This is a genomic window from Stenotrophomonas sp. SrG (assembly GCF_050031795.1).
In the GTDB taxonomy this organism is placed as follows: Bacteria; Pseudomonadota; Gammaproteobacteria; order Xanthomonadales; family Xanthomonadaceae; genus Stenotrophomonas; species Stenotrophomonas rhizophila_A.
Genome location: NZ_JBNBBE010001492.1, coordinates 1 through 233, shown reverse-complemented (window position 1 = coordinate 233; position 233 = coordinate 1). Strand labels below are relative to the sequence as shown.

At 70.0% G+C, this 233-nt stretch carries 1 protein-coding gene; it reads left to right on the top strand.

Features of this window, described 5'->3' with window-relative positions:
* The coding region (locus ACQG3P_RS24335) for a hypothetical protein (protein WP_426806486.1) at nt 1–233 on the top strand (233 nt) is incomplete at both ends.

The following is a 233-nucleotide window of genomic DNA, read 5'->3' as shown; positions in this document are numbered from 1 at the left end:
CTGGCTGCACGCTTCGAGCGCCCGGCCCAGGGCCAGCGCCGGGTGCACTCCCGCCTGCGCGACTGGGGCGTGAGCCGCCAGCGTTACTGGGGTTGCCCGATTCCGGTGATCGACTGCCCCAAGTGCGGCGCGTTGCCGGTGCCGGAAGAGCAGCTGCCGGTGGTACTGCCGGAAGACGTCAACTTCGGCGGAACCGGTTCGCCGATCAAGGCTGATCCGGACTGGCGCAAGAC